Here is a 26,736-nt window from a genome sequence, read left to right on the forward strand (position 1 = left end):
GGCCCCTCAGTCCCATTCCAGGCCGCCGCGCCGCCATACGTACGCGTACGCGACGAAGACGGTGAGCACGAAGAGCAGCATCTCCACGAGCCCGAAAATCCCCAGGGCGTCGAAGGTGACGGCCCAGGGGTAGAGGAAGACGATCTCGATATCGAAAATGATGAAGAGCATCGCCGTCAGGTAGTACTTGATGGGGAAGCGCCCGCCGCCGGCCGGCGTGGGGGTCGGTTCGATACCGCACTCGTAGGCCTCGAGCTTGGCGCGGTTGTACCGCTTCGGACCGATCAGCGTGGCCATGACCACGGAGAAGATCGCAAAGCCTGCCCCGAGGGCTCCCAGTACGAGGATGGGCGCATACGCGTTCACCGCTCCTCGCTCCTCTCAGTCGGCATTGACTGCTGGCGGTTGTGCATCGGGCTCGCCCCGCCTCAACAGCCCCACGAACCACGCCCGCCCCGGCGAAGATCGAGAACATGTGAAGCAGGTCACAAGCCCAACCGCTCCGCATCCTATGCCCGTGAGTCTGTGATCTGCGACACGGGGTATTGCACAAGCTTTGTGATCTCCACCACCTGACGAACGATCATGAAGTCGGATGAGCGGTGATCTTCACACGCCAAGCATCCAGGCGATCACCAAAGGTGACATTTTGCCTCGTCAGTGCAGCTCAGGGCGTCCGTCTCCATATCAAGAGGCTTCCCGCGCATGCAAATTGGTGCTGGACTTGATCTCTTGATAGAGGCGCGTTCACACATCAGAGGGGATCGGGAGCGGGATGTGGACGTGTGCACGCGTTCACGAAGTCCCGGCGACGCGATCCGGCCATCGGCCCGGCCGCCACCCCGGCCGCCGGCCCAGCCACCGTCTCGACTGTCGATCCGGCCACCGCCCCGGCCACCGTCCGGCCGTCGGGTCCGGCCACCACCCCGGCTGTCGATCCGACCCTCGCTCCAGTCGCCGATCCGACCGTCACCCCCCGCATCGATCCCCGCATCGATCCCCGCGGGCGGCCGGGGCCCGGTCGGCACTCCCTGACGCGACGGCACGGGTAATCGTTCCGTGACCTCCGCCACATTCATGAGAGGCGCATGAGAGGAGGGATTGGCCAACCAGTCCAACCAGTGGTAAGCGCGGGGCAATTCGGACGTAACGATGAAAGTACGTGATCACGGGCCGATCACGGGCGCCCGCAATGTCCGTTAGGGCGTCAATAAAAAGCGACACGCCCGGGATTCGGAGTCCCGATTGAACAACTGTGGCGCAGCACACGTTTCTTGAAGATATGAAGCAGCGCCTGGTACCGGTTGTCCCTATGTCCCACACCGCTCACATACGCAGCCACCGGAAGCCCCGCCGCACCGCCCAGTCCACGATGGCGATGCGGGCCGGAGTTGCCGGTGGCGTCCTCAGCACCCTGGCAGTGGCCGGGGCGTCGGGTTCGGCGAACGCTGCCGAGCCGGTGACGCAGACCCTCGAACTGCCCACCCTGACGGCGGACCTGGCCGCTCAGATCGCCCAGTCCGCGGACGCCACCCAGCAGGCCGCCGCGAACTACCAGCTGCAGGCCGAGCGTGACGCGGCCGCGGAGCAGGCCGCCAAGGAGGCCAAGGCCGACCTCGCCGTGGCCAAGAAGAAGGCCGAGGCGAAGAAGAAGGCCGCCGAGGAGGCCCGCAAGGCCGCCGCCGAGCGCGCCGCCCGCAGCGCCGAGCGCACCACCCTCACCACCACCGCCACCACCACGACCGCCTCCGCGCCGGCCAGCGGCAGCGTCGCGACGGTCATCGCCTTCCTCAAGGCGCAGGTGGGCGACGCCTACGTCATGGGTGCCTCGGGCCCCAACGCCTGGGACTGCTCCAGCCTGGTCCAGGCCGCGTTCAAGCAGGTCGGCGTCGACCTGCCGCGCGTCTCGCAGGACCAGTCGATGTCCGGCACCGATGTCTCGCTGTCCAACCTCCAGGTCGGCGACATCCTCTACTGGGGCGGCAAGGGTTCCGCGTACCACGTGGGTGTCTACATCGGCGGCGGCCAGTACCTGGACGCGGCCAACCCCTCCAAGGGCGTCGTCATCCAGGACCTTTCCGGCTACCCCGCGTCGGGTGCCGTGCGCGTGCTCTGAGCCGCGCCCCGTCGTGGGCCGGAGGGCCGCTGCCGCTCGGGGGCAGCGGCCCTCCGGTGTTCCCGCACACCGGGCCGAGATCGCCCGATTGCCCGAATCATCCCGCCGCTCGGGCGGGTTGGTGGCGTCGATGCGCACCCACCGGGCGCCGTACAGCCCCGTGACGGCCCTTCACGGCGCCCCGGTACGGACGCCGACGGCCGGAGTCCTTCCTCCGGACCCCGGCCGTCCACAGCGCCGCTCACGGCTTCGTGCCGCGCGGGCGCTCACTCACGCCTCTCAGGCGATGGCCCCGCCCGTCTGCCGTGCCCGGCGACGCAGCAGCACGGTCACGCCCGCGCCGAGGCCCAGCGCCAGCAGCGCCGCCCCGCCGATCAGCGCCACCCCGCCCTTGGCGAGGGTGGTCCCCCGGCACTTCTCCGGGGCCTTGGTGACGGTCGCCCCTTCGGGAACCTCCACCGTGAAGGGGAAGGGATCACCGCCGGACCGCAGGGCGCTGAGCGGTCCAGGCCCCGTTTTGCCTGCTGTGTCGTGACTCCACCCACGACTGAAGTTGCGGGCTTCCTGTGTTGGTGGCTAAGCCACGTCGCAGAGGACCAGCCCGGCCCTGCTGAGCACATTGAGCGCGCCGACGTGGTCCGCGTTGGCGGTGAAGCCGCACGCGGTGCACTCGAAGTCGGCTTGGGTGAGGCGGTTCTCCTTGGCGACGTGCCCGCAGTCGGGGCAAATGCGGGAGGTGTTGCGGGCGTCCACCGGGATCACGCGGCGAGCGGCACTCTCAGCCTTCTGCGCCAGGATCGACAGGAACAACCCCCAACCCGCGTCGAGGATGCTGCGGTTCAAGCCCGCTTTGGCGGCGGCCCCGTTCGGCAGGAAGCCGCCGGGAGTCTCGGGGTCGGGCCTGGCTGCCGGGCTCTTGGTCATCCCGGCGGTGTTCAGTTTCTCGTGCGCGATCACGTCATGCCCGGTGACGAGCGTGTTCGCGGCCTTGTGGTGGTGGTCGAGCCGCTGCCTGCGGATCTTCGCGTGGAGTTTGGCGACCTTCCGGGCTGCGGCCCGGTGCTTCTTCGTGCGGCGCCGGGTGCGGCGGGGGAACGTCGCGAGGTGCTGCTGGGCGGCGGCCAACTCCTTCGCCATCGTCTCCACAAAGCGCGGGTTGGCCACGTGCTCACCGTCGGACGTGGTGAAAAAGTGTGTCACGCCCATGTCGATGCCGACGGTGCTTCCCGTCGCGGGCAGCGGCTCGGCCGGCACCTCGTCGCAGGCCAGGACCACGTACCAGCGGCGGCCCTCCCGCTTGACACCGATCGTCTTGACCCGGCCGCGTACGGGCCGGTGCCGGTGCACCCGCACGTGCCCGACACCCTGCAGCCGCACCCGGGTCTGCCCGTCGTGCGGGGTGGAGTCCCAGCGGCAGCCGTCCCCGTCCTTCGGGAAGACCACCGTGTCGAAGTGCCCGACCCCCTTGAACCTGGGGTATCCCGGCGTGAGACCGGCCTTCACCCGGCGGAAGAACGCGGCGAACGCCCTGTCCAGACGGCGCAGCGTGGCCTGCTGGGAGGAGAACGACCAGCGGCCCTGCCGCCCCGGATCGAACGCCCGGATCTCCTTCAGCTGCGCGGACTGACCGCCGTAACGAACGGTGGTCTTCGAGGCGTGCCGGTAGGCATCCCGGCGTTCCTGGAGCGCGCCGTTGTACAGCGAACAGTGATCGGCCAGCATCCCGGCAAGCGCCTGCTCCTGGCGCACCGTGGGCCGCAGAAGGAACTTGTAGGCACGCACCACCCCCACCACCCCCCTGTCGCCATCGCACGGTCACAGCCAGTACAGACAACCTAGCGGGCCCCACTGACAACAGCGCGGATCCATACAGAAAGACGAGGTCAGAGCAGTGAGAGAAGCCATTCCCCACCCCGCTGAAGCGGGACGTCCCCTGGCCAGGTTCTGATGGAAGGCTCTTTCATCGTACGGGACGTGCCTGAGTGGTTACGTCCCGTACGACACCGGCCGCGGCCGATCAGTTGTCCACCGGCGCATTACGCGATGATCACGATCGGACGCCCCGTCAGAACCGTCAGAACCGTCCGACCGGTCACGCCTTCGGCGCCACCTTGCTCAGGCCGTTGATGATGCGGTCCATCGCGTCGCCGCCCGTCGGGTCGGTCAGGTTGGCGAGCAGCTTCAGGGTGAACTTCATCAGCATCGGGTGCGTCAGTCCGCGCTGGGCGGCGATCTGCATGATCTTCGGGTTGCCGATGAGCTTCACGAAGGCCCGGCCGAGCGTGTAGTAGCCGCCGTAGGTGTCCTTCAGCACGCGCGGGTAGCGCTGGAGGGCGATCTCCCGCTGGGCCGGGGTGGCCCGCGCGTGGGCCTGGACGATCACGTCGGCGGCGATCTGCCCGGACTCCATGGCGTAGGCGATGCCCTCGCCGTTGAAGGGGTTCACCAGTCCGCCCGCGTCACCGACCAGCAGCAGACCGCGCGTGTAGTGCGGCTGACGGTTGAAGGCCATGGGGAGCGCGGCGCCGCGGATCGGGCCGGTCATGTTGTCCGGGGTGTAGCCCCAGTCCTCCGGCATCGAGGCGCACCAGGCCTTGAGGACCTCGCGCCAGTCCAGCTCCTTGAAGGAGTCGGAGGTGTTGAGCACGCCGAGACCGACGTTGCTCGTCCCGTCGCCCATGCCGAAGATCCAGCCGTAGCCGGGCAGCAGCCGGTCCTGCGGGCCTCGGCGGTCCCACAGCTCCAGCCAGGACTCCAGGTAGTCGTCGTCGTGGCGGGGCGAGGTGAAGTACGTACGGACCGCGACACCCATCGGGCGGTCCTCGCGGCGGTGCAGGCCCATCGCCAGGGACAGCCGGGTGGAGTTGCCGTCGGCGGCCACCACCAGCGGGGCGTGGAAGGTGACCTCCCGCTTCTCCTCGCCGAGCTTGGCCTTCACACCGGTGATGCGCCCGGTGCGGTCGTCGATGACGGGCGCGCTCACGTTGCAGCGCTCGTACAGCCGGGCGCCCGCCTTCTGGGCCTGCCGGGCGAGCTGCTCGTCGAAGTCGTCGCGCTTGCGGACCAGGCCGTAGTCGGGGAAGGAGGCGAGTTCCGGCCAGTCGAGCTGGAGGCGGACCCCGCCGCCGATGATGCGCAGGCCCTTGTTGCGCAGCCAGCCGGCCTCCTCGGAGATGTCGATGCCCATGGCGACGAGCTGCTTCGTGGCGCGCGGGGTGAGGCCGTCGCCGCAGACCTTCTCCCGCGGGAACTCGGTCTTCTCCAGCAGGAGCACGTCGAGTCCGGACCGGGCCAGGTGGTACGCGGTGGCGGAGCCGGCTGGCCCCGCGCCCACGACGATCACATCGGCGGTGTTGTCGGAGAGGGGCTCGGTCACGGCGGGATCTCCCCAAGTTCGAAATCTGCGTGCCGACCGGCACTGGACACGGGCAGTCTATTCAGCACGAGTGATCACCCGGCTGAAGGGCTGCCCCCGTGAACCGAGCTCTCCCCGCTGTACGGCTGCGCGTCCCCACCCACGAGGACGCCTTCGCCTGGCACCGGATCTTCGACGACCCGGACGTCATGGAGTTCCACGGCGGCGCGTCGGCGGAACTGTCGGTCTACGAGGAGCTCACCGCCCGCCAGCGCCGGCACGACGCCCAACTCGGCTTCTGCCTGTGGACCATGCTCGACGAGTCCGGCCGGGTCATCGGCTTCACCGGCGCCCAGCCGTGGGAGCGCGACTGGGGCCCCACGGGCGAGATCGAGATCGGCTGGCGGCTCGCGCGGGAACACTGGGGCAAGGGGTACGTCACCGCGGCGGCCCGGCAGACACTGGAGCGGGTGACGGCGGCGGGCCTGACGGGCGTGGTGGCGATGGTGGACGCCCGCAACTCCCGTTCCATAGCGGTCACCAGGCGGCTCGGGATGCGCCTCGCCGAGACGTTCACGATCCCGCCCTCCCGGCGGGAGGGCCACTGCTACCGGCTGGACCTGTGAACCCGACACCCGATCGTCACTCATGGTGACCAATTGTCACGGAAAGCCACTTGATGCTTCCGGCGGGCACGGACCCGGGTCTACTCTGCCGGTACCGCTTGGGGGGTGACGTCCGTGCGTATGACACCCAGGACACCGACGCCCGAAGTGCGCGTGCCGCGCCTGGTCGGACTGATGGCCGTGGACGCGCGCGAGTCGGCCCGGGCCCGGGGCCTGTCCGTGAACGCCCCGGACCGGGCGGACTTCCAGTTCGTCGTCGTCGACTACGTCGTACGGCAGTATCCGCAGCCCGGCACGGAGGTGCCGCGGGACTCCGTGGTCCACGTGTGGTTCGACTTCGGTGAGGGCGAGGGCGGCGGAGGGGTGCGCGAGCCACGCGGACCGGTGCCGCCGACGGGCGGGCTCCAGCGGGAACTGGAGGAGCCCGCCCTGCCCCGCGCGGTGCTGCTCAGCTCTCCTTGAACCCCCGGTGCAGCGCCACCACGCCGCCCGTGAGGTCGCGCCACGCCACCTTCGACCAGCCGGCGCCCTGGAGCCGTCCGGCCAGCGCGGGCTGGTCGGGCCAGTCGCGGATGGACTCGGCGAGATAGACGTACGCGTCCGGGTTGGACGACACCGACCGGGCGACCGGCGGCAGCGCGCGCATCAGGTACTCGGTGTAGACGGTGCGGAACGGCGCCCACGTCGGGTGCGAGAACTCGCAGATGACGATCCGCCCGCCGGGCCGGGTCACCCGGTGCATCTCGCGCAGCGCCGCGTCCGTGTCCTGCACGTTGCGCAGCCCGAAGGAGATGGTGACGGCGTCGAAGACGTCGTCCTTGAAGGGCAGCCGGGTCGCGTCGCCGGCCGTGTACGGCAGCCAGGCGTTGTTCCGCTTGCCGACCCGGAGCATGCCCTGGGAGAAGTCGCAGGGCACGACGTAGGCGCCGGCGCGGGCGAAGGGCATCGACGAGGTGCCCGTGCCGGCCGCCAGGTCCAGGATCTTCTGCGCGGGCCGGGCGTCGACGGCCTTCGCGACCTCCTTGCGCCATCGCCGGTCCTGGCCGAGGGACAGCACGTCGTTCGTCAGGTCGTATCGTTCCGCGACGTCGTCGAACATCGAGGCGACTTCGTGCGGCTGCTTGTCCAGGGATGCGCGGGTCACGCGCCCATTCTTGCAGCCCGCCCGCCGGGCAGGAGCGTCGGCTTCCGGCGGGCGGCGACGTCCTCGACCCAGCCGCACGCGAGCACGAAGCCCCCGATCAGGACCCAGCCGACGCCGAACAGGAACCACTGGCTCTCCAGCGGCAGATGCGCCTCGAACGCGGGCACCTCCCAGAACCGGTCGATCAGCGGCACGGCCAGGACCAGCGCCACCTCGTGCCAGAGGTAGATCGTCACGGCGCGCGCGTTGAACACGGTGACCAGCCGGGAGCGGGACGGTCCCACGAGGCCCGCGTACTCCTTGGCGTACATCAGCAGCGTCACGAACCCGGCCGACCAGAAGGCCTGCGCGAGCGGGTTGTCGTCCAGGTCGTAGGTGCCGCCGTACGCGGACCGGTGGGCGAGGGCGTACCAGCCGCCGTAGGCGAGCGCGGCGAGTGACGCCACGGCGACGGCGAGGGGGCGCAGCCGCCCGAGCACCCCCTCGTGGTGGGCGAAGCCGAGGAGCCAGCAGAACAGGAACGTCGCGAGGTCGGTGAGGGCGCTGCCGAGCCGCCCCTCCGGCGGCTGCCACACGTACGTGAGGACGACGACCGGGACGAGCGACAGCACCAGCACCACGACCGGCGACAGCCGGAACACCCGCAGCAGCAGCGGGGAGAGCAGCACGAACCACAGGTACGTCCGCAGGTACCAGACGACCTCCCAGGACTGCTCGGCCCAGGCGCTGCCCGGCGGATCGCCGAGCGGCACGATCCAGTACACGATCCGCCACCCCGGCATCCAGCCGTGCACCAGCATCGCGGTGACCACGAAGAAGCCCCAGAACCAGAACGGCGGCAGCAGGCGGCGGACCCGGCCCCGGATCACCGTGAGCGCGGGACGCCGCAGCGACCTGGCCATCAGGGTGCCGGCCAGCCCGAACATCACCCCCATCGACGGGAAGACCATCCCCGCCCAGGCCCAGCCGAAGGTGTGGTACGCCACGACCCGGACGAGGGCCACCGCGCGCAGGAGGTCGAAGTACCCGTCACGGCCCGCCGGGGCCGTGGCCCGCCGGCGCACGGCCCCCTTGCGGTGCGCCCCCATCAGCCGCCCGTCCCCGCCGACGGCATCCCGACCTCGCCCGTCCGCTTCAGCTTCTGCCAGCGCAGCCGGCCGCCGGTCAGGGCGGTGACACAGGAGTGGATGAGGACGAGATACATCATCTGCCGGTACGCGAACTGCTGCAGCGGCATCATCAGCAGATACCGGTACTTCTCCCGGTCGAGCCGGAAGGCGTACGCGGCGCACACCAGCTGCACGCCCAGGACGGCCAGCCAGGCCAGCAGGGCGGCCTCGAAGTCGACGAAGAGCATCGAGTACACGGTGAACACGTCGATGAGCGGCGCGAACACCGGCGTGACGATCTGGAAGAGCACCACCAGCGGCATGCCGACCCGCCCGAACCGCCCCGAGGGCCCCTTGTCGGTGAGGGACCTGCGGTGCTTCCACAGCGCCTGCATGGTGCCGTACGACCAGCGGTAACGCTGTGACCAGAGCTGCCGCAGCGACCGGGGGGCCTCGGTCCACGCGCGGGCGTGCTCCTCGTAGACGACCCGCCATCCCTCGCGGTGCAGCGCGATGGTGATGTCGGTGTCCTCGGCGAGGGTGTCCTCGCTCATCCCGCCCACCTGGAGCACCGCCTCGCGGCGGAACGCGCCGATCGCGCCGGGGATGGTCGGCATGCAGCGCAGCAGATCGTACATGCGCCGGTCGAGGTTGAAGCCCATCACGTACTCGATGTGCTGCCAGGCGCCGATGAGCGTGGAGCGGTTGCCGACCTTGGCGTTGCCCGCGACGGCGCCCACCGACGGGTCGGCGAAGGGCTGCACCAGGCGGCCCACGGTGTCCGGTTCGAAGACGGTGTCGCCGTCCATCATCACGACGATGTCGTGCCGGGCGCTGCGGATGCCGTTGTTCAGGGCGGCCGGCTTGCCCGCGTTCTCCTGCCGGATCACCCGGACGTTGGGCAGTCCGAGTCCTTCGGCGAGCTCCGCCGTGCCGTCCGTGGAGCCGTCGTCGACGACGACGATCTCGATCGGATGGGTGCTCCCGGCCAGCGACCGCAGGGTGTTCTCGATGCACTCCTTCTCGTTGTACGCCGGGACGATCACGCTGACCGGCCGGGTGACGGGCGGGCCCCAGCTGAAACGGCGTCTGTTGCGCTGCCGGTAATGACGCCGGGCGAGGACGAGCATCAGACCGAACCGCCCCATGACGGCCACGCCCACGATCACCAGGCCGGCCGAGAGCGCGGGCACCGTCCACTCGGCGACGGTGACGGCCGCGATGAGCGCCTTGCCCTCGTAGAGGGTCGTGCCGGTGGCGGTGCGGTGGGAGGCCTGGAGCTGGTCGCCGGTGCCGGACGGAGCGCCGGCGGCGGGTCCGCCCGCTCCGGATCCGTCGGCCCCGGCGGGCTGCTGCTGTTGCTGCTGCTCGGCCATGGCACCGCTGACGGTGGTGAAGGTGTAGCCCTCCGCCTGCATGTTCTCGATGTACTCCGCCAGCGCCTCGACGGTCTGCGTACGATCGCCGCCGGAGTCGTGGAAGAGCACCGAGGCGCCCTCCCCGTCCTCCGGGGTGGCCCCCTCGACGATCTTCGAGACGCCCGGTTCCTTCCAGTCCTCGCTGTCGGTGTCGATGAAGACGCTGGTGTACCCGTCCTCGCCGAGCTGCTGGTAGACCTGCCAGCTGTAGTTGTCGATGGCGTCCGTCTTGGAGGAGTACGGCGCCCGGAACAGCGTGGAGGTGATCCCCGCCGCGCCCGCGAGCGCGAGCTGGGTCTGCTCCATCTCGCGGGTGACGCGGGAGGAGCTCTGGTACGACAGGTCGACGTGGGTGAAGGTGTGAACGCCGATCTCGTTGCCCTGCTCGACCAGGTCCTCCACGATGTCGGGGTAGCGCGACACCATCGAGCCGACCACGAAGAACGTGCCGGGTACGTCGTGCTCCTCCAGGACCTCCATGACCTTCGGCGTCCAGGTGGGGTCCGGTCCGTCGTCGAAGGTGAGCACGATCGTCTTGTCCGGGACGGAGGTGGTCTCGGCCTGCCCGCCGGGGAAGCTGAGGATCGGGCCGCCGTCGAGGATGTCGTCGGGCACCTCGGAGGACGAGGCCCCGGTGCGGACCCGCTGGTCGTCGCCGACCTCGGCGCGCAGATAGCCGTCGAGGAGCATCACGCAGGTCAGGGCGAGCAGGAGCAGCAGCGCGAGGAGGACCCGCGGCCGGTGCAGGGCGGCGGCCCGCCCTGCGGCGCGCTCGATACGGGTGGGGGCGCGGCGCCGGCCGCGCGCGGGGGGCGCCTCGGTCATGACGTCGCCGAGGGGGTGGGTACGGCGGTGGCGCTCGGAGTGCCGGCCGGCGGGGACGGCGGTGCGCCGGTCGGGGCCATCCCGCCGCGCGGGCCCGCGCCGCCACCTGGTCCCGCCTCCCCCTGTCCGCCTCCGAACGGCAGCAGCGAGGCCGGGGTGACCGAGGTGCCGATGCCCATGAAGGCCAGACCCAGCACGACCGCGTACCCGGCGCAGACGGTTCCCAGGAGCAGGCCGATCCGGCGCAGCAGCCTGGCCCGGCGTCCGGAGGAGTCGACGAAGACGGGCCCTTCGCCGGACCCGTTGCGGCGTTTGCGGCGACGGCCGCGCGTCTCGGCGCGGCTCTCGATGGCGGGATCGGAATGCATGGCCCGGACGGTAAGGGCCGTTGTGTGGGGAAAACCCGGCGTTCCCTGTGAGTCTCCCGTGGGAAGGCCGCGAACCTCTCCGTCCCCTGAGAATCGTCCGGGAACCGGGCGTACATCCTCAGAAAGCACACAGACCCGTGTGCCACGTTGGCCGTCCACCCGACGTCTCACGAATGGAACGAGCACGATGCGCGGTCCACTGAAGTCCGTTGCCGGGCTCGCCCTCCTCCCGGCCCTGGCCCTGGTCGCGGCCACCGCCGGCTGTTCCGCCGGGGACACCACGACGGACGCGGCCCCGGCGGACCCCGTCCCCTCGGCCTCGTCGTCGTCCGCGCCGGTCACCGCGTACGCCCCGTACGTCAGTGCCTCGGCGGCCTCCGGCACCGACTCTGCGGGCTCCCCCACGACATACAACCTGGCGTTCGTGATCTCCTCCGGCAGCGGCTGCACCCCGTACTGGAACGGTACCCAGGACATCGACGACGAGAGCGTGACGTCCCGGATCGCGGGGCTCACCGGGTCCGGCGCCGACGTCCGGGTCTCCTTCGGCGGCGCCTCCGGGGACGAACTGGCGGCCACCTGCGACACCGCGGCGGAACTGGCGGACGCGTACGGCACCGCGCTGGACGCGGCCGGCGCCACCCGCGCCGACTTCGACATCGAGGGCGACGAACTCACCGACTCCGCCTCCGTGGACCTGCGTTCGGAGGCGATCGCGCTGCTCCAGGAGGAACGTACGGATCTGGAGGTGTCGTTCACCCTCCCGGTCATGCCGTCCGGGCTCGACGAGGACGGGCTGGCCCTGCTGGAGTCCGCGAACGATCACGGCGCCCGGGTCGCCACCGTCAACCTCATGACGATGAACTACGGCGAGTCCTACGACGGTGACATGGGCGAGTACGCCCTCGCCTCCGCCGAGGCGGCGAACGCCCAGCTCCAGGAGGTCTTCGGGCTGTCGGAGGCCGATGCCTGGCGGGGCATGGCGCTCACCTCGATGATCGGCGTCAACGACGTGGAGGGGGAGACGTTCACGCTCGCGGACGCGGCGGAGGTGCGGGCGTTCGCGGAGGAGAAGGGGATCGCGTGGGTGTCGATGTGGTCGACGTTCCGGGACACGGAGTGTGGGGAGGGCGCCTCCGCAGACGACGCGTTGACCAATTGCAGCGGGGTGGAGCAGGAGGACGGGGCGTTCGGTGAGGCGTTCGCGGGGTGACGGCCGGCGCCGCCACGGGTCAGCGCCGCCGGTACACCAGGCGGCCGCCCACGACGGTGGCCACGCACGTGGACGCGCCGTCCCGCACGAGGGCGTCCCGGTCGGGCACGTCGAACACCGCGAACCGCGCGGGTTTCCCGGCGCCGAGGCCCGGCAGCAGCACGAGGGGAACCGGGGAGAGCGCCGCGGGCCCGGGCAGTGCGGCCGGACGCCCCGCCAGGGCGAGCCCGGCCCTGCGCACCGCGTCCAGGGCCTCGCGGCCGCGCAGCTCACCGGCGACCGCGACCGTTCCGTGCGCCAGCATGCGCTGTACTCCGCGGCGTGCGCTGGCGCCCCGCGCGGACGGTCCGGCGGCCAGGAGTGCCCGCGCGCGCTCCCCGAACACCGGCTCGGTACCGAGCCGGTCCGCCTCGCGCGGGTCGGGGTGGTACGCCTGCTCCAGCAGTTCCGGACCGTAGGGGTTGAGCAGACCGGGCGTCAGGATGCCGGGCCACCGCCGCACCCGGGCGCCCGGATGACCGGCGGCCAGCTGTTCGTACGGGCCGACGGCGGCGATGTGCCCGCCGTCGACCACGACGGCGGCCTCGGGCGAGGCGTCGGCGGTGTGAAGGGTCAGCACGGGGACGTCAGTTGGCGGACAGGAGCTTCAGCTCCGGGTGGGCCGTGCCGCCCTCGATGGCGGTGGAGGAGATGTGGGAGACCACGCGCTCGTCGACGGGGTCGTTCGCCGGGTCGTCGTGGACGACGATGTGCTCGTACGTCGTCGACCGCTGGGCCGGGACCCGTCCCGCCTTGCGGATCAGGTCGATGATCTCCAGCCGGTTGGAGCGGTGCTTGGCGCCGGCGGAGGAGACGACGTTCTCCTCCAGCATGATGGAGCCCAGGTCGTCCGCTCCGTAGTGCAGGGAGAGCTGGCCGACCTCCTTGCCGGTGGTCAGCCAGGAGCCCTGGATGTGGGCCACGTTGTCGAGGAACACGCGGGCGATGGCGATCATCCGCAGGTACTCGAAGAGGGTGGCCTGGGTGCGGCCCTTCAGGTGGTTGTTCTCGGGCTGGTAGGTGTACGGGATGAACGCGCGGAAGCCGCCCGTGCGGTCCTGTACGTCACGGATCATCCGCAGGTGCTCGATCCGCTCGGCGTTGGTCTCGCCGGTCCCCATCAGCATGGTGGACGTGGACTCGACGCCGAGGTTGTGCGCGATCTCCATGATCTCCAGCCAGCGCTCGCCGGACTCCTTGAGCGGCGCGATGGCCTTGCGGGGACGGGCGGGGAGCAGTTCGGCGCCCGCGCCGGCGAAGGAGTCGAGGCCGGCCGCGTGGATGCGGGTGATCGCCTCGTCGACGCTCACCTTGCTGATCCGCGCCATGTGCTCGACCTCGCTCGCCCCCAGGCTGTGGATGACGAGCTGCGGGAACTCCTTCTTGATGGCGGCGAAGTGCTTCTCGTAGTACTCGACGCCGTAGTCCGGGTGGTGACCGCCCTGGAACATGATCTGCGTGCCGCCGAGCTCGACGGTCTCGGCGCAGCGCCGCAGGATGTCGTCGAGGTCGCGGGTCCAGCCCTTGGCGGTGTCCTTGGGGGCCGCGTAGAAGGCGCAGAACTTGCACGCCGTGACGCACACGTTCGTGTAGTTGATGTTCCGCTCGATGATGTACGTCGCGATGTGCTCCGTACCGGCGTACCGGCGCCTGCGCACGGCGTCGGCGGCGGCGCCCAGCGCGTGCAGCGGGGCGTCGCGGTAGAGGTCGAGGGCCTCCTCGGGGGTGATCCGCCCACCGGCGGCGGCACGGTCGAGGATGGGCTGGAGGTCGGCCTTCTCGGTCACCGGTGTCCCTTTCGCGAAAGGTGTGAACGGACCGATCCAGCGTACGTCAGCCGGTTGTGCCGGTTGACGTCAGGCCGCGTACGCGCCGATCAGCAGCCCCGCGAAGGCCCCGCTGATCAGGAAGGGACCGAACGGGATCGCCGTCTTGCGTCCCGCCTTCCGGGTGACGACGAGGGCGCCCCCGTACAGCGCCCCGAACACGAACCCGGCGAGGGTGCCGAGCATCACGGTCGGCCAGCCGTACCAGCCGAGGACGGCGCCCGCGCCGAGTGCGAGCTTGACGTCGCCGAAGCCCATGCCGCCCGGGTTGACGAGGAACAGCACGAAGTAGCCGGCGCCCAGCGCGAGCGCGCCCAGCAGGGCGGTGGTCCACTCCCCCGCGTGCTCGGGGGCGAGGGCGGCGAGGCCGAGCAGGACGAGGGCGGCCCCGGCGAAGGGGAGGGTGAGCGGGTCGGGCAGCCGCTGCACCCGGAAGTCGACCACCGCCAGCAGCACGCCGACGGGTGCGAGCAGCAGCCAGACGAACAGCTCGGGCCTGGTCCCGGTGGCGGCGGCGAGGGCGGCGCAGACGAGGGCGGTGACGACGACGGGAGCGGCGCCGGGTCCGTACGACGGTCCCGCGCACGGCCCGCACCGGGCCCGCCCGAGCCAGCCGCCGACCGGGTGCCCCGCCGGGCACGCCGTCCGCCACGCCTCCCCGGCCGGGACGGAGAACCGGTAGGCCGCGCGGGGCAGCACCCGGCCGGCCGACGCGCCCCACAGCGCGGCGACGGCGATCAGCAGGGCGTCGAGGTGCTCGCTGTACTCGCTCATCTCGCCGCCGCGACCGTGTCACGCCGGACCGGCAGCGGCGTCCTGTTCCTCGGAGCCGTCGAGCTGGACGGGCCGGGACTGCGGCGTCGCGGCATGACAGGTCTCCTGGGTGTGTGGGAGGAGGATCTGCTGAACCTCCGGAGATCCTATGGACTCGAACGGTCCCAGTCGAAGGCCTCCTCCCGCCGCGACTTCCCCGACGGCACTGGCAGATCGGTCGGCCAACCGCTGAGGCCGGCACCTCAGCGGTACATCAGCCGGTCCGATCGGCGAACGAAGCGTCCGGATCGGTCACCTGCATGGCCCGGCTCGCCCAGACCCTGAGCTGCTCCGGGTCGGAGCAGGCATTCACCCTTACGCGAATGTCGTCCGTAATCTCAAGGGGCCCAGTGTCCGCGAGAGCCAGGACGAGCTCTGCGAGTGAAGCCGGTGACCAGTTCGCCTCAGCGGTCATCTCCAAGTAAGCCCGCAGGAAGACGGGGTGCTCGAAAAGAAGCGTCAGCGTGCACCCTGCTCTCGTCATGGCAGTCGCGGTGCTCAGCAGCCGACCCGTGCGACGAACTGGCCATCAGCTCTCCTTCCTGGCCGGCGTGATCAACGCGTCAAGCCGCGACGAGGTCACACCACACGTACTTGCCCCGGCTGCCGTCCCTCGCGTGGGGCTGCCAGCCCCAGAGGTCCGCGCAGGCCCGCACCAGGGCCAGCCCCCGTCCCTCCTCCGCCTCGGCGAGCTGCTCCCAGCGTCCCGGCGGCTCGGGCGGTTCCGGGTCCGTGTCCCACGCGCCGATGCGCAGCACGCCGTCCGACCAGCGCACGCGCAGCGCCGCCGGCCCCTTCGTGTGCCGTACGGAGTTGGCGACCAGCTCCGTCGCCAGCAGCTCGGCGGTGTCGACGAGACCGATCAGGCCGTGCATCGTGAGGATCAGCCGCAGCGTGCGGCGGCAGATGGTCACGGCGCGTGGGTCGTTGGGGATGGGCAGGGTGTGCTCCCAGGAGGCGGCGGCCTCTTCGACGCCGGTTTCGGGCATGCGTGGACTCCTGTCAGGGATGGGAGATGGCCGGGCGGTGGCTCCGCCGCGTCCGTCATGGCATGACGGAGCGGTGCGCTCTCGGGACCCCGGATGCCGCAGAGTATGCGTTGCATCACTGACGGTAGGGACAAAATTTGGGCCCATGCAAGCCGTTGTCATACCCTCCACCCCGAACGTGTCACTGCCAGTCGGCAGTTGAAGGCGAGGAGCACGCCATGCCGCGCAGGCAGCAGGCCACCGCACGCCAGGAGCGACTGGGCGCTGAACTGCGGAAACTACGGGAGGCCGCAGGGCTCAAGGGGCGCGAAGCCGCCGCGCTGCTCGGTACCGACTCGGCACAGGTGAGTCAAATCGAGGCCGGCGTGGCGGGCGTCAGCGAAACGCGCGTACGACAACTCGCCGCCCACTACTCCTGCATCGACGAGAAGTTGGTCGAGGCACTGGTCGCCATGGCCACCGACCGGACACGCGGGTGGTGGGAGCGGTACAAGGGCCTGCTGCCCCCTTCGTTCCTGGATCTCGCCGAGTTGGAGCACCACTGCATCCGCCGACAGGACATCGAGTTCCTGCACGTACCCGGCCTCTTCCAGACAGAGGACTACGCTCGCGCGATCTTCTCCTACCGGGTCCCCGAACTGCCCCGTGACGACCTCGAACTGCGGGTGAACCACCGGATGGAACGCAGGCGGATCATCGAGGAACCCCGGTCCGTCCCGTACACAGCCGTCATCCACGAGGCGGCTCTGCGCATCCGTGTGGGCGACCGGACCGCAGCGCGTGCTCAACTCCTTCGCGTCCTGGAACTCTCCGAAGCGCACCACATCACCGTGCGGGTCATCCCCTTCGACCTGGACGGCTTCGCGGGAGCCACCAACGACATGATGTACGTGAGCGGTGCCGTACCCAGGCTGGACACTGCCGTACGGGACGCACCGCAAGGTGCCGCCTTCATCGACTCCGAAGCCCAACTCAGCGCTTTTCAAACGTTGTTCCATATGGTGGAGTCCGCGTCTCTCGAACCTGCATGCTCACGCGATTTCATCCACCGTCTGGCGAAGGAGCTGTAAGGCAACCGTGACCACACCCGAAACCTGGCAAAGGTCGTCCTACTCCGGAAGCGGCGACGGCAACAACTGCGTGGAAATAGCGCGTTCCCCCACCCGCACAGCCATACGCGACTCCAAACACCCCACCCACGCCCCCCTCTCCTTCCCGTCCCCCGCTTTCAACACCTTCGTCGAAGCCCTCAAGACAGGCAGCGGGAACGGGCTCGGAGACGAATGAGCCGGGTCCCGGTCTGCGAACAGACCGGGACCCGGCTCACGTCGGAAGCGACGCTCAGAGCATCGTGGTGCGCACCGCACCCTCGTGGGCCACCGAGCCGCCAAGACCGGCGGAGACGCTGAAGGGGCCCGCCTCGGCGTACACACCCACGCCGAAGGAATCGTGGTCCGCGACGACGGCCACACCGGCGTCGAGGCTGGCGGAGACGGCCTGACCGCCGGATACGTCGTCCAGTTCCGCGTCGGAGATCTCGGCCGTTTCTACCTGCGGGGCGAAAGTCATGGCTGGCCTTTCCGTTCGTATCAAGGATCGCGACGGCGGGGAATTCGCCGGAAGCCCGGAACCGGGACCGATCACCGGCGAGCCGCGCGCACCGATCAAAGCACGCCGGACAACAGCCGACCACTGGCGTGCTGTCGGCGGACGTGCGACCGGCGTCACCGGATTCACCAGTGTGGCCGTACCGTCACGGAATCGGCCTTCGCCTTCACGTCTTCCGCCGGTTCGCGCACCGAACGGGCCGCCGCGAACCGGGTTTTTCCGGGCGGCTTCCCGCCCTCGGCTCCCGGCTCCCCCGAATCCCTCACGTTCCGTGCGACCTCCCGGTGAACGGCGTGCAGGTCCGAGGAATGTTTCGAGGCGGACGCAACCACGGGGCAGGCGCGGGCCTCAGCCCACCTCGTTCTCCGACACTGCCACCCCGTGCATCCTGGCTCACCTCCCGGTCGGCCCCAGTCCCGCCATGGTCGCGGCGGCTCGACGGGCTGGGCGGGCACGACCGGCTCGCGGCGCGACCGCTCGGAGGACCACTCCCACACCTGCAGGACCATCACCGTGAGGGAAGGACCGCCGAACACCAGGGCCAGGCGTCCGGCTCGGCCACCGCTTCCTCGCGCCGCCCCTCGCAGAAGGCGGACCACCAATACCGGGCGCTCCATCACACGAGCAGATATGTGGAGACGACCCCTGCGCCGAACCCCAGCCGGGTCGGCCGCCCGACGCGAGCCCCCGCCGTCGTTGCCGCTGCCGAGCGACGAACTGTTCGCCGTGCTCGAGAGGGAACTGCTCAAGGGTCCGGTCGCGCACGGCTGGCCGGACCAGACCTGGACCCTGTCGCGGATCAATACGCTGATCGGGCGCCGGTTCCACAAGAGCTACACCGTGCAAGGGGTGGCAGCCCTGCTCAGGGAGCATGGCTGAAGCTGCCAGGTTCCTGCCCGCCGCGCGATCGAGCGGGACGAGAACGTGGTGGCCGGCTGGGTGAAGGAGACCTGGCCCCAGGTGGAAGGACCGTGGCGGCGCTCGACGCGGCCTACGCCAGCTCCAGTACCGACACGACGTCCTCGACGGCTGCCTGACCGGCACCGGTCTACGCAAATCATCATGACGACATCACGCTTTGAAGGTCAGTAACCGTCAGCCTTGGCCTGTCCCACTTCCTCCAACGACACCTGAGGGGCAAATGCGCGCAGAGCATTCACGAGACGTTCACGGTCAAGGGTCCACAGATTGATGTGCCTGCTCGCCAGGAACAGGTCGTGATCAATGTGCGGCGCGAGCCGGGTCGTCTGGTCTCGGCTGAGCGATGCGTTCGGGCCGGGGAGCGCCGGAGCCCCCGGTCGACGACGCAGCCCCACGTAGCACATGGGTGTCAGCGCGGCCGTTTCTTGCTGCCAGAGAACCACGGCAGAGACGTCGTGCCACGGTACGAATGCAGTCTGGCCGGCATGGCGTGCGGGTGCTCCGCCCAAGGTGACACCCCGGTCGTCGACGCAGAACGCGACAAGTCGCCTCGCCCAAGCTCCGCTGAGAAGTTGAAAAGGTGTCCAGGGGTATCGAGCTTCGTACACGGAGGATTCAGGTCCGGGCATGCAGCGGTCACCTCTCCTTTACGTTGGGCTTTCTCCGCCTTTCATCGCGATATGCACCGCATCCTCATACCGCCGGCAGAGCGTAGATCTCCGGTCCGTGGGTGACCAGCAGCAGGTTGCCGGAGACGGTCACCTGCCACGGTTCGCCGTTGTCCTTGTTGTCGTCGTAGACCCAGCGGACCTTGCCGGTCCGGGCTTCCAGTGCGACGACGCCGCCGCCGGACAGGCCGCCGGTCGCCCCGTACAAGGAGGAGCCGGCGCGCAGGAACGTCTCCGGTCCGTTGGCTTCCAGGTCGTCGCAGAGCCAGATCCGCTTGCCCGTCTTGACGTCCACCGCCCAGACGCCGTCGTCGTAGTCGCTGACGTACAGTACGCCGTCGATCACCGAGGGGTTGCGGAAGGCCCGGCGGCCGTTGGAGGACAGGGTCCAGCGGGTGTCGCCCGTGTCGGCGTCGAGGGCCGTGAGCTTGTCGCCCGGCAGGAAGACGAGGCCGCCCGCGACCGTGGGCTGCCAGGTCCAGTCCTCGCCGATCTTCCTGGTCCACAACTGCGCACCCGTGGCGGTGTCCCGCACCGTGAGGTTGTAGTTGGAGTCGGCGTACACCAGGTGCTTGCCGGAGACGCTGCCCTGGACGTCGTAGTCCTTGGTACCCCAGTCCCGTCTCTGCAGCCACGTCTTCTTGCCGGTGGTGTGGCTGACGGCGGCCACGGCCGTGCGGTGTTCCGTGGCGCTCCTGGACTCGCCGAAGTCCTTGGCCGTGACGTAGACGTTCTTGTCGTCGACGGCGATGGCGGAATCGACCGACAGGGACTTGCCCAGCCGGCTCCGCCAGACCTCCTCGCCGGTCTTCACGTCGAGGGCGACGAGCACTCCGTCGTAGCCGCCGTCGGCCAGGAACACCTTGCCGTCGTGGAAGAGAAGGGGCTCTCCCGGACGGCACGCCTCCTTCTTCGACCAACGGGCCCTGCCCGTCCTCACGTCGTAGGCCACGAGCGGATCGCCACTGATCAGCAGGAGGCCTTCGTGGGTGAGCAGCGGCACGAGCGCACTGGTGCTGTCCTCCGCCACCGACTTGTGCCACAGGGGCTGGGGCGCGACGCCGGGGGGCGGCGTGGTGAACCGCTCCCCGGCCGCTTCGGCCGCTCCGCCCCGGCCCGCCGCGTCCGTCGTGGGGGTGTCGTCCTCGTTCTGCGTGAGCCACCAGGCTGCTCCGCCTCCGACCACGGCGACACCGGCGGCGGCGCCGAGCGCCAGGCCGAGTACGCGGCGACGGGACCGGCCGGTGGGCTGCCCGCCGAGTTGCACCGTGCCGGGGAGGGGCGTGCCCGGATCACCTCCGTGAGCCGGGGTGCTGTATCCCGGCGCCGGCGCGCTGCCGTATCCCGGGGGCGGCGGACCGCCGTACGCCTGGGCCGGGGCAGCCGCCCCCGCCGTCATGGTCGGCGCCGGGCCGAAGGACGCTCCGGCCGGAGCCGGGTCGGGGGCTTCCAGGTCGAGGATCCCCGCCGCGTGTGTCGCGATCGTCGACGCCACGGCCGACGGCAGCCAGTCGGTCAGGACTGGCTCAACGCCCTGTGGAGCAAGGGACGTCACGATCTGCGCCGGTGCGGGACGCTGTGCGGGATCCTTCATCAGGCAGGCACGGACCAGGCCCAGCAGCGACTGCGGTACGCCGGTGAGGTCGGGCTCGCCGTGCACGATCTGATAGAGCAGCGCGGCGTGCGAGGCGGCCCCGTCGCCGAAGGCCCCCCGGCCGGTCGCCGCGAACGCGAGCACGGCACCCAGGGAGAAGACGTCGCCCGCCGTGCCGATGTCCTTGCCCTGGGCCTGCTCCGGGGACATGTAGCCGGGCGATCCGACCACGACTCCGGTCTGTGTCATACGGCTTCCGTCGACCGCCCGTGCGATGCCGAAGTCGATGACACGTGGGCCGTCGGCGGCCAGCAGGACGTTGGACGGCTTGAGGTCGCGGTGGATCAGGCCGGCCGCGTGCACCTCCTGCAGTGCCGCGGCGAGGCCGGCGGCCAGGGCACGGACCGTGCGCTCCGGCAGCGCGCCGTGCGCGGCGACCACGTCCGTGAGGTCCGGACCGAGCACGTACGACGTCGCCAGCCACGGCAGTGCCGCCTCCGGGTCGGCGTCCACGACCGGCGCGGTGTAGCGGCCGGACACCGCCTTGGCGATCTCCACCTCGTGCCGGAAGCGCTCCCGGAAGCCGGCGTCCGCCGCGAGATCCGGGCGCACCACCTTCACGGCGACGGTACGGCCACCGGGCGAACGCGCGAGGTACACACGTCCCATGCCGCCGGCGCCGAGTCTTCGCAGCAGGCGGTAACCGCCCAGCTCGCGAGGGTCGTCCGACTGCAACGTCTCCATGGTGGCCTTCCCCGTCGTGATGCCCGTGCGGCGTGTGCTGCGCCTGGTGTCGTTCGCCGACGCAGACACATTAGTGAGTGGCGGGGGACGGACAGCGACCGGGAGGAGCCGAAAGACAGTTACTCGATCTTCGACAACCGGGCCTTCGGCGACCCCGACTCCTTGCTGTCCGACTCGTAGACCAGGTCGTCGCCGACCGGGGTGAGGCGGACCGTGTGCTCGGCCTGGTTGCAGACGTCGCGGTTGGACTTCGCGCCGACGGACACCGTGACGAGCTGCTTCTTCGTGACCTGCTTCAGGGTGAGGACGTCGTCGCAGACGCCGCCGAAGATGTCCGTGTGGCGGAGGGTGCCCACCTGCTCGCCGACCTTCGCCTGTTCGAGGGTGACGCGGAACGTGCCGAGCGGAATGGCGATGCTCTCGCGGGAGTTGGCCTGGCCCTCCCAGGTGCCCAGGTAGGCGGCGGGGACGGTGGTGGGGGAGGCCGGTTCTTCGGACTTGCCCCCGCCGTCGGACTGTGCGGCACCGCCCTCGGAACCGCCCGGCAGCAGGTCGAGCACGAACACGGAGCCGACGGTCACCGCGGCCAGCGCGCCCGCCACCGCGAGGGCGACCGTGCAGCTGACGCGCCGGCCCCGGCCGTCGGGTTGGGCGGAGGAGGTGGCCGCCATGGAGACGGAGAGTTTCCCGGGGCCGCCCCGGCCGTCCCGGTCCACCGGCTGGGTGGGCGGGTGCGGGGTCGCGGGGGCGTGGGGCGGTGCGTCGCGCGGCTCGGGGACGGCGGCTGTGCCCGGCCCCTGTGTCACCGGCATCACGGGCGGCGGGCCGAAGGCCCCGGACACCGAGCCGGCCGACGGGGAGCCACCCGCGGACAGACCACCGAGGCCTCCGACCGACGCGGAGCCACCCGCACTCGGATCACCGAAGCCCCCGGCCACCGACGCACCGCCGAAACCCCCGACCGACGGAGACCCGCCTGCCGCCGCACCACCAAGCCCATCACCCGACGGAGCCCCACCTGCCGCCGCACCACCGAGGCCCTCGGCTGACGCGGAGCCACCCGCACTCGGATCACCGAAGCCCCCGGCCGACGGAGCCCCACCCGCCGACGCCCCACCGACCCCATCGCCCGCCGCCCCCTCCCCCACCGACGGCCTGCTGAACCCCACCGGCCCCGACGGACCCTCCCCCGTCGCCTCCAGGTTCAGGAGTCGTACCGCGGCCCGGCTCACCTGCTCCACCAGGGCTCCCGGCAGCCAGCCGGCCGTCACCAGGCGGGCCGCGCCGCCCTCGGGGGCCAGGCGGTGGGCCAGTTCGGCGGGGGTCGGGCGGGCCGACGGGGTCTTGTCGAGGCATGCCTCGACGAGTTCGCGCAGTTCGCCGTCCAGTTCGCCCAGTTCGGGCGGCTCGTGCACGACCTTGTACAGCAGGGCCGCCGAGGAGTCGCCGGGGAACGGGGGGCTGCCCGTCGCCGCGTACGCCAGTACCGCGCCGAGGGAGAAGACGTCCGCCGCGCCCGTCACGCCCTTGCCGAGGATCTGCTCGGGGGACATGTAGCCGGGGGAGCCGATCGACACGCCCGTCGACGTCAGGGACGCCGTGCCGTCCGTGGCGCGGGCGATGCCGAAGTCGATCAGGAGGGGTCCGTCGAGGGTGAGGAGGACGTTCGACGGCTTCACGTCCCTGTGCACCAGGCCCAGTGCGTGTACGGCCGTCAGCGCCTCGGCCAGCCCCGCGCCCAGCGCCCGTACGGTGGGCGCGGGCAGCGGGCCGGTGTCGGTGACCGCCGCGGCGAGGGACGGGCCGGCCGCGTAGGCGGTGGCGACCCAGGGGACACGGGCGCCGGGGTCGGCGTCCAGGACGGGGGCCGTCCAGGCGCCGCCGACCCGGCGGGCGGCGTCGACCTCGCGCCGGAAGCGGGCGCGGAACTCCTCGTCCAGCGCGAAGTGGGGGTGCACGATCTTCACCGCGACCGTGCGGCCCCCGGCGCTGCGGCCCAGATAGACCCGGCCCATGCCGCCGGAGCCGAGCCGGCCGAGCAGCCGGTAGGGGCCCACGACCGTGGGCTCGTCCGCTTCGAGCGGCCGCATGGCGTCCACCCCTCCCCCGTCACGCCCGTACGCCGGAACCTTCCAGCAGGGTAGTGGGCGGGTCGCCCGCAGCCTCAGGGCTGGAGCAGATCGACCTTCACGTCGGCCGGGAAGCCCGTCGTCGGTCCCACCCTGCGGGCGAACTCGGCGACCGCCTCCAGCTGCGGGGGACCGAAACTGAAGTCGAGGGTGGTGAAGTACTGCGCCAGGGTCGCCTCGTCGAAGGCCTCCCAGCGGGCCGCCTGCTCGGCGACCTTGCCGACCTCCTCCAGGGAGAGGTTGCGGGAGGCGAGGAAGGCCTCGTGCACCTTGCGGGTGATGACCGGCTCGCGCTCCAGGTAGTCGCGGCGCACCGCCCACACCGCGAAGACGAACGGCAGGCCCGTCCACTGCTTCCACAGCGCGCCCAGGTCGTGCACGTCGAGCCCGTAGCGGGGGCCGTCGAGCATGTTGGCGCGCAGGGCCGCGTCCCCGATGAGGACGGCCGCCTCGGCCTCCTGCATCATCAGGCTCAGGTCGGGCGGGCAGGTGTAGTAGTCGGGCCGTACGCCGTACTGCTCGGCGAGGAGGAGCTGGGCGAGGCGTACGGAGGTGCGGGAGGTCGACCCGAGGGCGACCCGCGCTCCGTCCAGCCGGTCCAGCGGGACCTGCGAGGCGATCACGCAGGACATCACATCGCCGTCGCAGCCGACGGCGATGTCCGGGAAGGCGACGAGCTGGTCCGCGTGCTTGAGGAACTCGACGAGGGTGACGGGCCCGATGTCGAGGTCGCCCTGCACCAGCTTCTCACTGAGCTTTTCCGGGGTGTCCTTCGTCAGCTCGAAGTCGAGGAGCGTGCCCGTTCTCGCGAGCCCCCAGTACAGGGGCAGGCAGTTCAGGAACTGGATGTGGCCGACGCGCGGCCGGGTGCGAGGATTGTCCACAACGTGAGGCTAGTCCTCGTCCCCGGTGGGCCGACTCCCACCCCCCGATCGCCCAAACGTTCGACCGGACGCCCGTGACGGACGGGGCGTTCAAACATTCGGGTGACGTGATCTTGACCTCTATTGCATTCGGGGACCTGCGTGCTAGGCTCTTCCGCAAGTTGCAGTTTGGTTTCCCTTGCAGTACAGAGCCTGCGGAGCATGTGACCGCGGGCTCTCGTCGTTCTCAGACGGATGCACTTGTGCGGAATTGGTCTTCACACTTGCTGGTTCTGGAGCAGGGCAACCCTTTGGGCCCAAGGAGGGCTTATGGCTACCGGAACCGTGAAGTGGTTCAACGCCGAAAAGGGCTTTGGTTTCATCGCCCAGGAAGGCGGCGGCCCCGACGTCTTCGTCCACTACTCCGCGATCAACGCGAGCGGTTTCCGCTCCCTTGAGGAGAACCAGCAGGTGTCCTTCGACGTCACGCAGGGTCCGAAGGGCCCGCAGGCGGAGAACGTCACCCCGGTCTGATCCTCGCCGATCCGGGAACGACTAGCAGTACCCAAGGAGCCCCGCGCCGTCAGGCGACGGGGCTCCTGCCTTTTCCCCTCCCCTCACCGATCCCGCCGCCGAAAGGCCTCGGTGAACATTCGGGGAATTCCCCTCATACGTGCTGCATGATCAGTACGAATTTCGTACCGGCCTCCAGTGCCTCGTACGCATGCGGCACATCCCCGCGGTACGTCATGTAGTCCCCCGGACCGAGTTCCGCGCTCTCTCCGCCGGGCCCCGCCTTCACCCGCCCCGCGCTGACCACGATGTGCTCCACGGTCCCCGGAATGTGCGGCTCGGAGGCGCGTACGGTCCCCGGTTCCAGTCCGACGGCGTAGATGTCGCGCCGCGCGCCCGGCGGGCTCGCCGACAGCAGGGTGGCGACGTAACTGGACTGCTCGGAGTGCACGGTCGGCCCCTCTCCCGCCCTGATCACCCGCACGGACGGCACCGGGGACTCCACCAGCGCGCTGAACGGCACCCCGAGCTCCACCGCCAGCGCCCAGATCGTCTCCATGCTCGGATTTCCGCTCGCCGCCTCCAGCTGGGACAGCGTGGACTTGGCGATTCCGGCGCGTTTGGCCAGTTCGGAGAGGGAGAGGCCGACGCGGGTGCGTTCGCGGCGCAGGGCGGCGGCGATCCGGTCGAGGGGGAGGCGGGGCGGGGGGCCATCGGTCATGTCGTTCGCTCCAGCGGTACGGTCGTTCGCCTTGACGAACGGCGTCTCTTCTGTCCATGGTAGGAAACATGCGTTCGGCACAACGAACAACTCCCGCCTTTCTCGACCCCGGTCTGCTCCGGGACGTGTCCCTGGTCTGTCTGGCCGGGGGCGTCGTCGGCGTGTCGTTCGGGGCGATCGCCGTCGCCGGCGGGCTGCCGGTGTGGGTGCCGGTGGTGATGTCGCTGGTGGTGTACGCGGGCTCCGCCCAGTTCAGCGCGGTGGGCGTGCTGCTGGCCGGGGGCGGTCCGGTCGCGGCGGCGGTCACGGGGCTGCTGCTCAACACCCGTACGGCCGCCTTCAGCCTCGCCGTCGCCGAGCACATCGGCCCGGGACGGCTCGCCCTCCTGGTCGGGGCGCACCTGGTGACCGACGAGACGGTGGCCTTCACCCTGGCCCAGCGGGACCCGGCACGGCGACGGGCGGCGTTCTGGATCTCGGGGCTCGGGATGTTCGCCGTGTGGAACACCGGGGTGCTGGCGGGCGCGCTGGCCGGCAGCGCGCTGGGGGACACGGCGCGCTACGGACTGGACGCGGCCTTCCCCGCGGTACTGGTCGCCCTCGTCCTGCCCGCCCTGCGCGAGGACGCCGGCGTCCGCCGGGCCGCGCTGCCCGGAGCGGCGCTGGCGCTGGCGGTCACACCGGCGGCACCGGCGGGCGTGCCGGTACTGGTGGCACTGGCGGGGCTGGCACTGCACGGGGGCGGACGAGAGCGCGGGCATGGGCGCGGGCGAGGGCGGTCGGTGTGAGCGCGACGGTCGCGGTGATCCTGGCGCTGGCGGTCGGGACGTACGCCTTCCGGCTGGTCGGGCCGGCGCTGCACGGGCGGGTGGAGCTGCCGGTCCGGGTGCGGGAGCTGCTGTCCGCCGGTGCGGTGGTCCTGCTGGTGGCACTGCTGGCGACGGGGGCGCTCACCGAGGGCGGCGGGTTCGCGGGGTGGGCACGTCCGGCCGGGGTGCTGGTGGGCGGCGTACTGGCGTGGCGGCGCGCGCCGTTCGCGGTGGTCGTCCTCGGGGCGGCGGCCACGACGGCGGTGCTGCGGGGCATGGGGATCGGGTAGCCGTCCCCCGTGCCGAGCGGGTACGGCAGTCACGT

At 70.7% G+C, this 26,736-nt stretch carries 27 protein-coding genes and 1 pseudogene; 10 read left to right on the forward strand and 18 right to left on the reverse strand.

What is annotated here, in order from left to right; genetic code table 11:
- Positions 1-6 precede the first annotated feature (6 nt).
- Positions 7-366: an NADH-quinone oxidoreductase subunit A gene (locus AMK33_RS12475; protein ID WP_003974383.1), complete on the reverse strand. Its 360-nt coding sequence runs from the start codon at positions 364-366 to the stop codon at positions 7-9.
- A gap of 916 nt (positions 367-1,282) precedes the next feature.
- On the opposite strand from AMK33_RS12475, the gene AMK33_RS12485 reads away from it, so the two are divergent.
- A complete protein-coding gene (locus tag AMK33_RS12485; protein WP_073932853.1) occupies positions 1,283-2,116 on the forward strand; it encodes a C40 family peptidase in 834 nt (277 codons plus the stop codon).
- A 279-nt stretch (positions 2,117-2,395) separates the two neighbouring features.
- On the opposite strand, the gene AMK33_RS12490 is transcribed toward AMK33_RS12485, so the two are convergent.
- From AMK33_RS12490 to AMK33_RS12500, 3 genes are all read right to left on the reverse strand, one after another.
- The gene (locus AMK33_RS12490; protein WP_073932854.1) at positions 2,396-2,575 is read right to left on the reverse strand and encodes a hypothetical protein; all 180 of its coding nucleotides are present in this window, start codon (positions 2,573-2,575) and stop codon (positions 2,396-2,398) included.
- Positions 2,576-2,692: 117 nt separating this feature from the next.
- Positions 2,693-3,901: an RNA-guided endonuclease InsQ/TnpB family protein gene (locus AMK33_RS12495; RefSeq protein WP_073932855.1), complete on the reverse strand. Its 1,209-nt coding sequence runs from the start codon at positions 3,899-3,901 to the stop codon at positions 2,693-2,695.
- Between the two features lie 307 nt (positions 3,902-4,208).
- The gene (locus AMK33_RS12500) at positions 4,209-5,492 is read right to left on the reverse strand and encodes a geranylgeranyl reductase family protein (RefSeq protein ID WP_073932856.1); all 1,284 of its coding nucleotides are present in this window, start codon (positions 5,490-5,492) and stop codon (positions 4,209-4,211) included.
- 98 nt (positions 5,493-5,590) lie between these two features.
- Here AMK33_RS12500 and AMK33_RS12505 point away from each other — a divergent pair, with 98 nt between their 5' ends.
- Both AMK33_RS12505 and AMK33_RS12510 read left to right on the forward strand, forming a co-directional pair.
- Positions 5,591-6,097, forward strand: a complete 507-nt coding sequence (locus AMK33_RS12505) for a GNAT family N-acetyltransferase (protein ID WP_073932857.1) — start codon at positions 5,591-5,593, stop codon at positions 6,095-6,097.
- Between the two features lie 120 nt (positions 6,098-6,217).
- Entirely contained in the window at positions 6,218-6,559 is a 342-nt protein-coding gene (locus AMK33_RS12510) for a PASTA domain-containing protein (RefSeq protein WP_073932858.1), read from the forward strand.
- On the opposite strand, the gene AMK33_RS12515 is transcribed toward AMK33_RS12510, so the two are convergent.
- From AMK33_RS12515 to AMK33_RS12530, 4 genes are read right to left on the reverse strand one after another with little or no spacing between them, the layout of a single operon-like run.
- Positions 6,546-7,241 (reverse strand): demethylmenaquinone methyltransferase, encoded by a 696-nt coding sequence (locus AMK33_RS12515; RefSeq protein WP_073932859.1) that lies wholly within the window; start codon positions 7,239-7,241, stop codon positions 6,546-6,548. The two genes, AMK33_RS12510 and AMK33_RS12515, sit on opposite strands and share 14 nt — an antisense overlap.
- Positions 7,238-8,329 carry an acyltransferase family protein gene (locus tag AMK33_RS12520; protein ID WP_073932860.1) on the reverse strand — a complete coding sequence of 364 codons (1,092 nt, stop codon included), beginning with the start codon at positions 8,327-8,329 and terminating at the stop codon, positions 7,238-7,240. The genes AMK33_RS12515 and AMK33_RS12520 overlap by 4 nt, the downstream gene beginning before the upstream one ends.
- Positions 8,329-10,593, reverse strand: coding sequence for a bifunctional polysaccharide deacetylase/glycosyltransferase family 2 protein (locus AMK33_RS12525; protein WP_073932861.1), 2,265 nt, complete (start codon positions 10,591-10,593; stop codon positions 8,329-8,331). Before AMK33_RS12525 ends, AMK33_RS12520 begins: the two co-directional genes overlap by 1 nt.
- Positions 10,590-10,961 (reverse strand): hypothetical protein, encoded by a 372-nt coding sequence (locus AMK33_RS12530; RefSeq protein ID WP_073932862.1) that lies wholly within the window; start codon positions 10,959-10,961, stop codon positions 10,590-10,592. The genes AMK33_RS12525 and AMK33_RS12530 overlap by 4 nt, the downstream gene beginning before the upstream one ends.
- A 187-nt stretch (positions 10,962-11,148) precedes the next feature.
- On the opposite strand from AMK33_RS12530, the gene AMK33_RS12535 reads away from it, so the two are divergent.
- Positions 11,149-12,174, forward strand: coding sequence for a chitinase (locus tag AMK33_RS12535; RefSeq protein WP_073932863.1), 1,026 nt, complete (start codon positions 11,149-11,151; stop codon positions 12,172-12,174).
- Positions 12,175-12,193: 19 nt separating this feature from the next.
- Here AMK33_RS12535 and AMK33_RS12540 read toward each other — a convergent pair whose 3' ends face one another.
- The 4 genes from AMK33_RS12540 to AMK33_RS12560 form a co-directional block, all read right to left on the reverse strand.
- On the reverse strand, positions 12,194-12,793 hold the full coding sequence (locus AMK33_RS12540; protein WP_073932864.1) for an imidazolonepropionase-like domain-containing protein: 600 nt from the start codon (positions 12,791-12,793) through the stop codon (positions 12,194-12,196).
- Positions 12,794-12,800: 7 nt separating this feature from the next.
- The gene (mqnC, locus tag AMK33_RS12545; protein ID WP_073932865.1) at positions 12,801-14,000 is read right to left on the reverse strand and encodes a cyclic dehypoxanthinyl futalosine synthase; all 1,200 of its coding nucleotides are present in this window, start codon (positions 13,998-14,000) and stop codon (positions 12,801-12,803) included.
- A 69-nt stretch (positions 14,001-14,069) separates the two neighbouring features.
- The gene (locus tag AMK33_RS12550; protein WP_073932866.1) at positions 14,070-14,813 is read right to left on the reverse strand and encodes a prepilin peptidase; all 744 of its coding nucleotides are present in this window, start codon (positions 14,811-14,813) and stop codon (positions 14,070-14,072) included.
- 602 nt (positions 14,814-15,415) lie between these two features.
- The gene (locus tag AMK33_RS12560; RefSeq protein ID WP_073932868.1) at positions 15,416-15,841 is read right to left on the reverse strand and encodes an ATP-binding protein; all 426 of its coding nucleotides are present in this window, start codon (positions 15,839-15,841) and stop codon (positions 15,416-15,418) included.
- A gap of 218 nt (positions 15,842-16,059) precedes the next feature.
- Here AMK33_RS12560 and AMK33_RS12565 point away from each other — a divergent pair, with 218 nt between their 5' ends.
- The gene (locus AMK33_RS12565) at positions 16,060-16,911 is read left to right on the forward strand and encodes a helix-turn-helix domain-containing protein (RefSeq protein ID WP_073932869.1); all 852 of its coding nucleotides are present in this window, start codon (positions 16,060-16,062) and stop codon (positions 16,909-16,911) included.
- Between the two features lie 7 nt (positions 16,912-16,918).
- Positions 16,919-17,128 (forward strand): DUF397 domain-containing protein, encoded by a 210-nt coding sequence (locus tag AMK33_RS12570; RefSeq protein ID WP_073932870.1) that lies wholly within the window; start codon positions 16,919-16,921, stop codon positions 17,126-17,128.
- A 54-nt stretch (positions 17,129-17,182) separates the two neighbouring features.
- Here the strand turns inward: AMK33_RS12570 and AMK33_RS12575 are convergent, their stop codons facing one another.
- A complete protein-coding gene (locus AMK33_RS12575; RefSeq protein WP_073932871.1) occupies positions 17,183-17,410 on the reverse strand; it encodes a hypothetical protein in 228 nt (75 codons plus the stop codon).
- Positions 17,411-18,061: 651 nt separating this feature from the next.
- Between AMK33_RS12575 and AMK33_RS12580 the strand changes: the two are divergent.
- Positions 18,062-18,433, forward strand: a pseudogene (locus AMK33_RS12580) (helix-turn-helix domain-containing protein); the annotation flags it as partial.
- A 101-nt stretch (positions 18,434-18,534) separates the two neighbouring features.
- Here the strand turns inward: AMK33_RS12580 and AMK33_RS43770 are convergent.
- From AMK33_RS43770 to AMK33_RS12600, 4 genes are all read right to left on the reverse strand, one after another.
- Positions 18,535-18,813 carry a hypothetical protein gene (locus AMK33_RS43770; RefSeq protein ID WP_235618074.1) on the reverse strand — a complete coding sequence of 93 codons (279 nt, stop codon included), beginning with the start codon at positions 18,811-18,813 and terminating at the stop codon, positions 18,535-18,537.
- 250 nt (positions 18,814-19,063) lie between these two features.
- Complete coding sequence (locus tag AMK33_RS12590) at positions 19,064-21,376, reverse strand: serine/threonine-protein kinase (protein WP_073932873.1); 2,313 nt, start codon at positions 21,374-21,376, stop codon at positions 19,064-19,066.
- Positions 21,377-21,495: 119 nt separating this feature from the next.
- The gene (locus AMK33_RS12595) at positions 21,496-23,466 is read right to left on the reverse strand and encodes a serine/threonine-protein kinase (RefSeq protein ID WP_073933048.1); all 1,971 of its coding nucleotides are present in this window, start codon (positions 23,464-23,466) and stop codon (positions 21,496-21,498) included.
- Between the two features lie 74 nt (positions 23,467-23,540).
- The gene (locus tag AMK33_RS12600) at positions 23,541-24,389 is read right to left on the reverse strand and encodes a menaquinone biosynthetic enzyme MqnA/MqnD family protein (protein ID WP_073932874.1); all 849 of its coding nucleotides are present in this window, start codon (positions 24,387-24,389) and stop codon (positions 23,541-23,543) included.
- Positions 24,390-24,698: 309 nt separating this feature from the next.
- On the opposite strand from AMK33_RS12600, the gene AMK33_RS12605 reads away from it, so the two are divergent.
- Positions 24,699-24,902 (forward strand): cold-shock protein, encoded by a 204-nt coding sequence (locus AMK33_RS12605; protein WP_003992177.1) that lies wholly within the window; start codon positions 24,699-24,701, stop codon positions 24,900-24,902.
- A 133-nt stretch (positions 24,903-25,035) separates the two neighbouring features.
- Here AMK33_RS12605 and AMK33_RS12610 read toward each other — a convergent pair whose 3' ends face one another.
- Positions 25,036-25,602, reverse strand: a complete 567-nt coding sequence (locus AMK33_RS12610) for a helix-turn-helix domain-containing protein (protein ID WP_073932875.1) — start codon at positions 25,600-25,602, stop codon at positions 25,036-25,038.
- 68 nt (positions 25,603-25,670) lie between these two features.
- On the opposite strand from AMK33_RS12610, the gene AMK33_RS12615 reads away from it, so the two are divergent.
- Together AMK33_RS12615 and AMK33_RS12620 are read left to right on the forward strand one after the other, a co-directional pair.
- Positions 25,671-26,390 carry an AzlC family ABC transporter permease gene (locus AMK33_RS12615; protein WP_073932876.1) on the forward strand — a complete coding sequence of 240 codons (720 nt, stop codon included), beginning with the start codon at positions 25,671-25,673 and terminating at the stop codon, positions 26,388-26,390.
- The gene (locus AMK33_RS12620) at positions 26,387-26,701 is read left to right on the forward strand and encodes an AzlD domain-containing protein (protein ID WP_073932877.1); all 315 of its coding nucleotides are present in this window, start codon (positions 26,387-26,389) and stop codon (positions 26,699-26,701) included. Before AMK33_RS12615 ends, AMK33_RS12620 begins: the two co-directional genes overlap by 4 nt.
- Positions 26,702-26,736: the final 35 nt, after the last annotated feature.

The organism is Streptomyces sp. CB02400, from assembly GCF_001905725.1.
In the GTDB taxonomy this organism is placed as follows: Bacteria; Actinomycetota; Actinomycetes; order Streptomycetales; family Streptomycetaceae; genus Streptomyces; species Streptomyces atrovirens.

Excerpts from the sequence above, each read along its gene's own strand:
- AMK33_RS12575 (WP_073932871.1), bottom strand. The coding sequence starts at position 17,410 with ATGACTTTCGCCCCGCAGGTAGAAACGGCCGAGATCTCCGACGCGGAA.
- AMK33_RS12520 (WP_073932860.1), bottom strand. The coding sequence starts at position 8,329 with ATGGGGGCGCACCGCAAGGGGGCCGTGCGCCGGCGGGCCACGGCCCCG.
- AMK33_RS12590 (WP_073932873.1), bottom strand. The coding sequence starts at position 21,376 with ATGGAGACGTTGCAGTCGGACGACCCTCGCGAGCTGGGCGGTTACCGC.
- AMK33_RS12485 (WP_073932853.1), top strand. The coding sequence starts at position 1,283 with ATGAAGCAGCGCCTGGTACCGGTTGTCCCTATGTCCCACACCGCTCAC.
- AMK33_RS12510 (WP_073932858.1), top strand. The coding sequence starts at position 6,218 with ATGACACCCAGGACACCGACGCCCGAAGTGCGCGTGCCGCGCCTGGTC.
- AMK33_RS12525 (WP_073932861.1), bottom strand. The coding sequence starts at position 10,593 with ATGACCGAGGCGCCCCCCGCGCGCGGCCGGCGCCGCGCCCCCACCCGT.
- AMK33_RS12550 (WP_073932866.1), bottom strand. The coding sequence starts at position 14,813 with ATGAGCGAGTACAGCGAGCACCTCGACGCCCTGCTGATCGCCGTCGCC.
- AMK33_RS12610 (WP_073932875.1), bottom strand. The coding sequence starts at position 25,602 with ATGACCGATGGCCCCCCGCCCCGCCTCCCCCTCGACCGGATCGCCGCC.
- AMK33_RS12560 (WP_073932868.1), bottom strand. The coding sequence starts at position 15,841 with ATGCCCGAAACCGGCGTCGAAGAGGCCGCCGCCTCCTGGGAGCACACC.
- AMK33_RS12565 (WP_073932869.1), top strand. The coding sequence starts at position 16,060 with ATGCCGCGCAGGCAGCAGGCCACCGCACGCCAGGAGCGACTGGGCGCT.
- AMK33_RS12605 (WP_003992177.1), top strand. The coding sequence starts at position 24,699 with ATGGCTACCGGAACCGTGAAGTGGTTCAACGCCGAAAAGGGCTTTGGT.
- AMK33_RS12535 (WP_073932863.1), top strand. The coding sequence starts at position 11,149 with ATGCGCGGTCCACTGAAGTCCGTTGCCGGGCTCGCCCTCCTCCCGGCC.
- AMK33_RS12530 (WP_073932862.1), bottom strand. The coding sequence starts at position 10,961 with ATGCATTCCGATCCCGCCATCGAGAGCCGCGCCGAGACGCGCGGCCGT.
- AMK33_RS12595 (WP_073933048.1), bottom strand. The coding sequence starts at position 23,466 with ATGCGGCCGCTCGAAGCGGACGAGCCCACGGTCGTGGGCCCCTACCGG.
- AMK33_RS12615 (WP_073932876.1), top strand. The coding sequence starts at position 25,671 with ATGCGTTCGGCACAACGAACAACTCCCGCCTTTCTCGACCCCGGTCTG.